Origin of the sequence: Nocardioides sp. NPDC057767, from assembly GCF_042798275.1 — a bacterium.
Lineage (GTDB): Bacteria > Actinomycetota > Actinomycetes > Propionibacteriales > Nocardioidaceae > Nocardioides.
In genome coordinates this window covers 1-8405 of record NZ_JBHVKJ010000106.1, presented here as the reverse complement: position 1 = coordinate 8405, position 8405 = coordinate 1, and the positions used below count along the sequence as shown (strand labels likewise).

Annotated in this window: 8 protein-coding genes; 3 read left to right on the top strand and 5 right to left on the bottom strand. The window is 71.1% G+C overall.

All coding sequences use genetic code 11. The features are described from left to right. Positions 1-67 precede the first annotated feature (67 nt). On the bottom strand, positions 68-673 hold the full coding sequence (leuD, locus tag ACFVDI_RS28160; protein ID WP_378912186.1) for a 3-isopropylmalate dehydratase small subunit: 606 nt from the start codon (positions 671-673) through the stop codon (positions 68-70). A gap of 5 nt (positions 674-678) precedes the next feature. Beyond that, on the bottom strand, positions 679-2091 hold the full coding sequence (gene leuC, locus ACFVDI_RS28155) for a 3-isopropylmalate dehydratase large subunit (protein WP_378912185.1): 1413 nt from the start codon (positions 2089-2091) through the stop codon (positions 679-681). 146 nt (positions 2092-2237) lie between these two features. On the opposite strand from leuC, the gene ACFVDI_RS28150 reads away from it, so the two are divergent. Next, positions 2238-2960, top strand: coding sequence for an IclR family transcriptional regulator (locus tag ACFVDI_RS28150; protein WP_008358359.1), 723 nt, complete (start codon positions 2238-2240; stop codon positions 2958-2960). Between the two features lie 37 nt (positions 2961-2997). Here ACFVDI_RS28150 and ACFVDI_RS28145 read toward each other — a convergent pair whose 3' ends face one another. The 3 genes from ACFVDI_RS28145 to ACFVDI_RS28135 are packed head-to-tail and all read right to left on the bottom strand — an operon-like array spanning position 2998 to position 5410. Further along, a complete protein-coding gene (locus ACFVDI_RS28145) occupies positions 2998-3444 on the bottom strand; it encodes a hypothetical protein (protein ID WP_378912184.1) in 447 nt (148 codons plus the stop codon). Beyond that, complete coding sequence (locus ACFVDI_RS28140) at positions 3444-3923, bottom strand: methylated-DNA--[protein]-cysteine S-methyltransferase (protein ID WP_378912183.1); 480 nt, start codon at positions 3921-3923, stop codon at positions 3444-3446. The genes ACFVDI_RS28145 and ACFVDI_RS28140 overlap by 1 nt, the downstream gene beginning before the upstream one ends. Then, positions 3923-5410 carry an Ada metal-binding domain-containing protein gene (locus ACFVDI_RS28135; protein WP_378912182.1) on the bottom strand — a complete coding sequence of 496 codons (1488 nt, stop codon included), beginning with the start codon at positions 5408-5410 and terminating at the stop codon, positions 3923-3925. Before ACFVDI_RS28135 ends, ACFVDI_RS28140 begins: the two co-directional genes overlap by 1 nt. A gap of 175 nt (positions 5411-5585) precedes the next feature. Here ACFVDI_RS28135 and ACFVDI_RS28130 point away from each other — a divergent pair, with 175 nt between their 5' ends. Together ACFVDI_RS28130 and hutH are read left to right on the top strand one after the other, a co-directional pair. Next, the gene (locus ACFVDI_RS28130; protein ID WP_378912181.1) at positions 5586-6752 is read left to right on the top strand and encodes an LCP family protein; all 1167 of its coding nucleotides are present in this window, start codon (positions 5586-5588) and stop codon (positions 6750-6752) included. A gap of 23 nt (positions 6753-6775) precedes the next feature. Beyond that, the gene (gene hutH / locus ACFVDI_RS28125) at positions 6776-8317 is read left to right on the top strand and encodes a histidine ammonia-lyase (RefSeq protein ID WP_378912180.1); all 1542 of its coding nucleotides are present in this window, start codon (positions 6776-6778) and stop codon (positions 8315-8317) included. Positions 8318-8405: the final 88 nt, after the last annotated feature.

The following is an 8405-nucleotide window of genomic DNA, read 5'->3' as shown; positions in this document are numbered from 1 at the left end:
GGTCCGCTAGGAGATGCGGCTAAGAGACAGAGAGTGCACTCTCGTCGCCCACAACTGCCGATTCGGTCTAGGCGTGCTGGGTGACCGGCTTGAAGGAGGGCCGGGTGGCCTCGTACGCCGCGATGTCGTCGGCGTGGGACAGCGTGATGCCGATGTCGTCGAGGCCCTCGAGGAGGCGCCAGCGGGTGTAGTCGTCGATGTCGAAGGAGTCCTCGATGGCATCGGCGCCCTCGCCGGCCCGGACGGTGCGCGACTCGAGGTCGACCGTGATCTGGGCGCCGGGGTTGTCGTCGAGGTGGTCCCACAGCTTCTGGACGACCTTCTCGTCGACCTTCGCCGCGAGCAGGCCGGCCTTGCCGGAGTTGCCGCGGAAGATGTCGCCGAAACGGCTGGAGATGACGACGCGGAAGCCGTAGTCCATCAGCGCCCAGACGGCGTGCTCACGCGAGGAGCCGGTGCCGAAGTCGGGGCCGGCGACGAGCACGGAGGCCCCGGCGTACGCCTCGTTGTTGAGCACGAAGGACGGGTCGTTGCGCCAGGCGGCGAAGAGGCCGTCCTCGAAGCCGGTGCGGGTGACCCGCTTGAGGTAGACCGCCGGGATGATCTGGTCGGTGTCGACGTTGCTGCGGCGCAGCGGCACGCCGGTGCCGGTGTGGGTCGTGAACTTGTCCATGGTTCTCAGGCCTCCACGAGAGTCAGGTCGGCGGGCGAGGAGAGGGTGCCGCGTACGGCGGTGGCAGCGGCCACCTCCGGCGAGACCAGGTGGGTGCGTCCGCCCTTGCCCTGGCGACCCTCGAAGTTGCGGTTGGAGGTCGACGCGCTGCGCTCGCCGGGGGCGAGGGTGTCGGGGTTCATGCCCAGGCACATCGAGCAGCCCGCGCCGCGCCACTCGGCGCCGGCGTCGAGGAAGATCTTGTGCAGACCCTCCTCCTCGGCCTGGAGGCGCACCTTGGCCGAGCCGGGGACGACCAGGAACCGGGTGCCCTCGGCGACGCGGTGGCCCTGGATGATGTCGGCGGCCGTACGCAGGTCCTCCATGCGGCCGTTGGTGCACGAGCCGAGGAAGACGGTGTCGATGTGCACCTCGCGCATCGGGGTGCCGGCCTCGAGGCCCATGTAGGCCAGGGCCTTCTCGGCCGCGATCTTCTCGTCGGCGTCGTCGAAGTCGTCGGGGCTCGGAACCGAGGCGCCCAGCGGGACGCCCTGGCCCGGGTTGGTGCCCCAGGTGACGAACGGGGTGACCTCGGCGGCGTCGAGGACGATCTCCTTGTCGAAGACCGCGTCCTCGTCGGTGACCAGGGACTTCCAGTGCGCGACGGCCTGGTCCCACTCGGCGCCCTTCGGAGCCTCGGGCTTGTCCTTGATGTAGGCGAAGGTGGTCTCGTCGGGGGCGATCATGCCGGCCTTCGCGCCCCACTCGATCGACATGTTGCAGATCGTCATCCGGGCCTCCATGGAGAGCTCACGGATGGCCTCGCCGCGATACTCCACGATGTAGCCCTGGCCACCGCCGGTGCCGGTCTTGGAGATCAGGGTGAGGATCAGGTCCTTGGCGCTGACGCCCTCGGGCAGGGTGCCGTTGACGGTGACCGCCATGGTCTTGGGCTTGTCCTGCATCAGCGTCTGGGTCGCCAGCACGTGCTCGACCTCGGAGGTGCCGATGCCGAACGCGATCGCGCCGAACGCACCGTGCGTGCTGGTGTGGGAGTCACCGCACACGATCGTCATGCCCGGCTGGGTCAGGCCCAGCTGCGGGCCGACCACGTGGACGATGCCCTGCTCGGCGTCGCCGAGGGGGTGCAGACGTACGCCGAACTCCTCGGCGTTCTTGCGCAGCGTCTCGACCTGGGTGCGGCTGACCGGGTCGGCGATCGGCTTGTCCCAGTCGAGGGTCGGGACGTTGTGGTCCTCGGTCGCGATGGTGAGATCCGGACGGCGCACCTTCCGGTTGGACAGCCGCAGGCCGTCGAAGGCCTGCGGGCTGGTCACCTCGTGGATGAGGTGAAGGTCGATGTAGAGGAGGTCGGGCTCTCCCGCGGTCGACCGGACGACATGCTCGTCCCACACCTTCTCCGACAAGGTCCTGCCCATGACACGTTCTCCATCTGGCATCTTTGGTCTGTAGTGGCCGGTGGCGGCTGCTCGAGCGTTGGATCGCGATGTCAGATCCGCCACTTCCAGTCTGCTTCTACGAGCGTAACGTTGCATCTCAGGTTCTGAGAAGTTAGTCTTGCGATATGGACAGTTCCAGCGGTGTGGGCGTGCTCGACAAGGCCGCCCTTGTGCTCACAGCTCTCGAATCCGGCCCGGCGACCCTGGCGGGTCTGGTGGCCGGCACGGGTCTCGCCCGTCCGACCGCGCACCGTCTGGCGGTCGCCCTGGAGCACCACCGTCTGGTCGCCCGCGACATGCAGGGCCGCTTCGTCCTCGGGCCGCGCCTGGCCGAGCTCTCCGCCGCCGCCGGCGAGGACCGGCTGCTGGCCACCGCCGGGCCCGTTCTGGCGCGGCTGCGCGACATCACCGGCGAGTCGGCGCAGCTGTGGCGGCGCCAGGGCGACTTCCGTGTCTGTGTCGCGGCCGCCGAGCGCCCGTCCGGTCTGCGCGACACGATCCCCGTCGGCTCGCAGCTGACGATGCGTGCCGGGTCGGCCGCTCAGATACTGATCGCGTGGGAGGACCCCGAGCGCCTCCACCGCGGCCTCCAGAACGCCGCCTTTTCCGCGGCCGCCCTGTCCGGCATCCGCCGGCGCGGCTGGGCGCAGTCGATCGGCGAGCGCGAGGCCGGCGTCGCGTCGGTCTCCGCTCCGGTCCGCTCCCCCGGCGGCAAGGTCATCGCCGCCGTCTCCGTCTCCGGCCCCCTCGAGCGTCTCACCCGGCAGCCCGGCAAGATGCACGCTCCCGCTGTCCTGGCTGCTGCCGACCGCCTCTCGGAGTCGCTGCGGCGGGCGGCTGCGGAGTAGCGGCATCGGATGCTCACCGAGTCACCTCGGTGAGCATTCAGCCGCAGATCTCCCGCACCGCCTCACGAACAGCCTTGAAGTCCTCGGCCCGAGCCTGGTCCTCGGTCAGCCCGACGATCGCGGCGACGCCGTAGTCCTCGAAGAGCCGGGGCTGGGCGTCCTCGAGGTCGCCGGCGACCAGCACGACGACACCGGCCGCGGTGCTCTCCGCGAACCGCACCGACCAGGTCGGCTGCTGAAGCCCGCCGACGCGTTCGATGGTGTCCTTCGCCTCGTCGCTCGACACGTCTTGGTCGCACGTCACCTGTCCGTTGACGAGCAACTCGCTCGCCCCCTCGTCCGCCGACCTCGTGGTCTCACCGGTCACGGGTTCGGCGGGTTCGGCGGGTTCCGCGGTCTCCTCCCCGCATCCGGCGAGCCCGGCGAGCGCGACCACGAGCGCACAGACTGCCAGCGGCGTACGCCACAACTGCGGTCTCGCCATCAGAAGAGGGCACCGCTCTCCAGGCCCAGCAGCGTCGTCTTGCGGTCCAGCCCACCGGCATAGCCGGTCAGCGAACCGTTCGCGCCGACGACGCGGTGACAGGGGATCACGATCGGGATCGGGTTCTTGCCGTTGGCGAGCCCGACCGCGCGGGCGCCGTGGCCGGTCAGATCGAGGCGGCCGGCGATCTGCCCGTAGGAGCAGGTCGTGCCGTACTCGATCTTCAGCAGCTGCTCCCACACCCGCTCCTGGAACGCGGTCCCGGAGGGCGCGAGCGGCAGGTCGAAGGTGGTCCGGTCACCGGCGAAGTACTCGCCGAGCTGCCGGGCACACTCCATCAGCAACGGGTCCGAGTCGGACCGTTCCCCGCGCGGCCGGCCCTCGGCGTAGAGCGCGGGCATGAAGTCGATCGCGGTGATCGCGCCGTCGTGCGCGACCAGCCGGAGCTCGCCGACGGGCGAGTCGATGATGGTCCACATCAGAGTTCCTCCAGGGCAGTCAGTGAAGTCCACAGGTAGAGCAGGGCGTACGAGCGCCACGGCCGCCACGCGGCGGGATCCGCAGCGCGCGCACCGAGCACTTCCAGCGCTCGTCGGATGCCGACGTCGGTCGGCAGGAAGACATCGGGGTGGCCGAGGGCACGCAGCGCGACGTAGTCGGCGGTCCAAGGGCCGACGCCGGGCAGGCCGAGCAGCTGCTCGTGCACGACGTCGCGGTCGGTGCCGCGGTCGAGCTGGAGCTCGCCCGAGGCGAGCGCCGCGGCCAGACCGGTGACCGCCCGCCCGCGCGAGCGCGGCATGGGCATGCCGGCGGGGTCGGCGGCGGCGAGGGTCTCCGCGGACGGGAACAGGTGGGTGAGGCCGTCGATCTCGGTCGCGATCGGGCGACCGTGCTCGGCGACGATGCCCGCCAGCACCGTGCGCGCGCCGGCGACCGAGACCTGCTGCCCCACGATCGTACGCAGCGCCAGCTCGCCCCCGTCGACGGTGCCGGGCACCCGCAGCCCCGGCAGTGCCAGAGCCAGCGGGCCGATCACCGGGTCGCCGGTGAAGACGTCGCCGACCGCACGCGGGTCGCAGTCGGCGTCGAGCAGCCGCCGGGCGCGCTCGACCGCCGCGGTGGTGTCCCGCAGGTCGGTGAGCTTGAAGGTCGCGTGGACGAAGCCCGTCTCGCCCTCGGGGATGTCGGCGAGCTCGAGGCGCAGCGTGCCCGGCCCGTTGGGCAGATCGAGGCTGCGGGCGAACCACAGCCGCCCGTCCTCGACCCCCGCGACCTCCACGCCCGGCACCACGTGGTCGCGCAGGAAGGCGTGCAGGGCACGGCCAGCGAACGGGGTGCGGACCGCGAGCCGCAGCGCGATCGTCCCGTCGGCCCGGCGTCGCGAGCCACGGCGCCCGCGGAGCTCGGTCGGCGAGGCCGCGTAGACCTCGCGGACGGTGTCGTTGAACTGGCGTACGCTCGAGAAGCCCGCCGCGAAGGCGATGTCCGCGAAGCCGAGCTCGGTGGTCTCGACCAGCGTCCGGGCGGTCTGCGCGCGCCGCGCCCGCGCCAGCGCCAAGGGGCCGGCGCCGAGCTCGGTGGTCAGCAGCCGGGTCAGGTGGCGCGGCGAGTAGCCGACCCGGCGGGCCAGCCCCTCGACACCCTCCCGATCGACCACGCCGTCGGCGATCAGCCGCATCGCGCGGCCGGCCAGGGTCGCGGCGACGTCCCACTCCGGGCTGCCCGGGGTGGCGTCGGGACGACAGCGCTTGCAGGCGCGGTAGCCGGCCGCCTGGGCCGCCGCGGCGGTGCGGTGGAAGGAGACATTGGTCAGCGCCGGGGTGCGCGCCGGGCACGAGGGGCGGCAGTAGATCCCGGTCGAGGCCACCGCCGTGTAGAAGACGCCGTCGAAGCGCCGGTCGCGCGACCGAACGGCGCGGTAGCACGATTCGAAGTCGAGTCCGTTCACGCTCGTCGTCCCATCCATGTCCACCATGTTGCCGTGTCAGGAAAGAAATTACGCGCGGTTTTCGGACAGTGCCTTCCTCATGGTTTCACATTGCCGTTACCTGAAGAAGCAACCTCTCGGCTCACTGGCGCGTACAACCTGTGTGGGCTGCACACGCAGACGGTCTGCTCACGCGGACGGGCGAGGGAGGGTGATGAGGTCGGAGACGAGATCAGGCACGCGTACGGTCGTGCTCACCGTCGTGGTCACCATGCTGTTCCTGGCGGTCGGCACCGGGATCGGCGCCTGGGCGTTCTACGGCCATCTCAACCGCAACCTCGGCTCCGGCGGCGACATCCACCATCTCGTCGAGGAGCCGGAGAACCAGGACGAGGGCCCCAAGCAGCCGCTCAACATCTTGATCCTCGGCACCGACGGACGTGACTGCAAGGGTTGCTCGATCGACGGCGAGGGCGGCTCGGGCGGCTCCGACAGCACGATCCTGCTGCACGTCGCCGCCGACCGGAAGTCGGCCTACGGAGTCTCGATCCCCCGCGACGCGCTCGTCGACCGGCCCGAGTGCACCGCCCCAGACGGCACTACGATCCCCGAGGCCAAGGACGTGATCTGGAACCAGGCCTACGCCCTCGGCGGCCCGATCTGCACCACCCGCCAGACCGAGCTGCTCACCGGCATCCCGGTCGACCACTACCTCGCTCTCGACTTCGCCGGATTCCGCGGCATGGTCGACGCCGTCGGTGGCGTCACGATCTGCATCCCCGAGGCGATCGACGACGAGGAGCACAACATCTTCCTCCCCGCCGGGACCCACAACCTGCGCGGGAAGCAGGCGCTCGACTACGTACGCAACCGCTCCTCCACCCCCAACGCCGATCTCGGCAGGATGCGGCGTCAGCAGTACTTCCTCACCGCTCTCGCCACCAAGGTCCTCTCCGCCGGCACCCTGACCCGGCCACGCCGACTGGCCACGTTCGCCACCGAGCTGTCGAAGTCGATCACCACCGACATCGGCTCGGTCGCAGGGCTGGCGGAGCTGGCCGCGCAGATGCGCGACGTCGACCCGGACAGCATCGAGTTCGAGACGGTGCCCAACCAGGCCTATCCCGAGAGCGATCCCAACTGGGGCCGGCTCCAGATCCTCCCGAAGGCCGACGAGCTGTGGCAGCGGATGCTCGAGGACCGCCCCCTGCACGACCCGGCGAGCGCCCGGCCAGGCGCCCCGGCGACCTCGCCGACGAGCACCGCCACGCCTGCGAACCCCGAGGTCAGCGCCTCCCCCGACGAGGTCCCGGCCGAGTCCGTGACCCCTGAGCAACAGGAGAAGGACGCCGCCGACAACGGCCTGTGCGCACCCGCGTGAGTGTGATGTGATCCACTCACCTCATGACCAACACCACGGTTCCCGTCGGGGTCGGCGCCCTCACCTTCGACCAGGTAGTCGCCGTCGCCCGTCATGACGCCCCCATCACCCTCACCGACGAGTCCCTGAAGGCGATGGCCACGAGCCGCGCGCTCATCGAGGACCTCGCCCACGACGCCCGGCCCCACTACGGCATCTCGACCGGCTTCGGCGCGCTGGCCAACACCTCGATCCCGCCCGAGCACCGTGCCCAGCTGCAGGCTTCGCTGGTCCGATCGCACGCGGCATCCTCGGGCGCGGAGATCGAGAAGGAGGTCGTACGCGGCCTCATGCTGCTGCGGCTCTCGACCCTCGCCACGGGGCGGACCGGCGTGCGCCCCGAGGTCGCCGAGACCTACGCCGCGCTCCTGAACGCCCAGATCACCCCGGTCATCGGCGAGTACGGCTCCCTGGGCTGCTCCGGCGACCTGGCCCCGCTCGCCCACTGCGCGCTGGCAGCGATGGGCGAGGGCGACGTACGCAACGCATCCGGCGAGCTGGTGCCCGCGGCCGACGCGCTGGCCGCCGCCGGAATCACGCCGGTGCAGCTGCGCGAGAAGGAGGGGCTGGCGCTGATCAACGGCACCGACGGGATGCTGGCGATGCTCGTCCTGGCGCTCGCTGACCTCGACGATCTGGTGGCCACCGCCGACATCGCCGGAGCGCTCAGCATCGAGGGACTCCAGGGCACCGACAGCGTCTTCGCCGAGGACCTCCAGGCGCTGCGTCCGCACGCCGGCCAGGCGACCTCGGCCGCCAACATCCGCGCCGTCCTGGCGGGCAGCGGCATCGTCGCCGACCACCGCGGCACAGGCTTCACCCGGGTGCAGGACGCCTACTCGCTGCGCTGTGCGCCCCAGGTCCACGGCGCGGTGCGCGACACCATGGCCCACGCCGCCCGGGTGGCCGAGACCGAGCTCGCCAGCGCGGTCGACAACCCGGTGGTCACGCTCGACGGCCGGGTCGAGTCCAACGGCAACTTCCACGGCGCACCGATCGGCTACGTACTCGACTTCCTGGCCATCGCCACCGCCGACCTCGCCTCGATCTCGGAGCGCCGCACCGACCGGTTCCTCGACAAGGCCCGCAACCACGGGCTGCCGCCCTTCCTCGCCCACGACCCCGGGGTCGACTCGGGGCACATGATCGCGCAGTACACCCAGGCCGGGATCGTGTCCGACCTCAAGCGCCTGGCCGTCCCGGCCTCGGTCGACTCAATTCCGACCTCCGCGATGCAGGAGGACCACGTCTCGATGGGCTGGAACGCGGCCCGCAAGCTCCGGCGCGCGATCTCCGGGGCACGCCAGGTGGTCGCCATCGAGATCCTCACCGCCGCTCGCGCGATCGACATGCGCGCCCCGGAGCGCCCCGGCGCCGTCGGTGCCGCGCTGGTCGAGCAGATCCGCACGCTGGTCCCGGCCCCCGGGCCCGACCGCTTCCTGGCCCCCGACATCAAGGCCGTCGTGGACCTCGTCACCACCGGTGCGCTGCTCGACAAGGCGCGCACCCTTGCCGAGATCCACTGACCGCTACCGCGCGCCACTTTCCCGCCATGGCGGGGTAGTCGGCGAGCATGACGATCAGCCCGGCGCCGATGACCCCGCCCCACCTGTC

Coding starts and splice junctions, on each gene's coding strand:
- leuD (WP_378912186.1), bottom strand. CDS start 673: ATGGACAAGTTCACGACCCACACCGGCACCGGCGTGCCGCTGCGCCGC.
- leuC (WP_378912185.1), bottom strand. CDS start 2,091: ATGGGCAGGACCTTGTCGGAGAAGGTGTGGGACGAGCATGTCGTCCGG.
- ACFVDI_RS28150 (WP_008358359.1), top strand. CDS start 2,238: ATGGACAGTTCCAGCGGTGTGGGCGTGCTCGACAAGGCCGCCCTTGTG.
- ACFVDI_RS28145 (WP_378912184.1), bottom strand. CDS start 3,444: ATGGCGAGACCGCAGTTGTGGCGTACGCCGCTGGCAGTCTGTGCGCTC.
- ACFVDI_RS28140 (WP_378912183.1), bottom strand. CDS start 3,923: ATGTGGACCATCATCGACTCGCCCGTCGGCGAGCTCCGGCTGGTCGCG.
- ACFVDI_RS28135 (WP_378912182.1), bottom strand. CDS start 5,410: ATGGATGGGACGACGAGCGTGAACGGACTCGACTTCGAATCGTGCTAC.
- ACFVDI_RS28130 (WP_378912181.1), top strand. CDS start 5,586: ATGAGGTCGGAGACGAGATCAGGCACGCGTACGGTCGTGCTCACCGTC.
- hutH (WP_378912180.1), top strand. CDS start 6,776: ATGACCAACACCACGGTTCCCGTCGGGGTCGGCGCCCTCACCTTCGAC.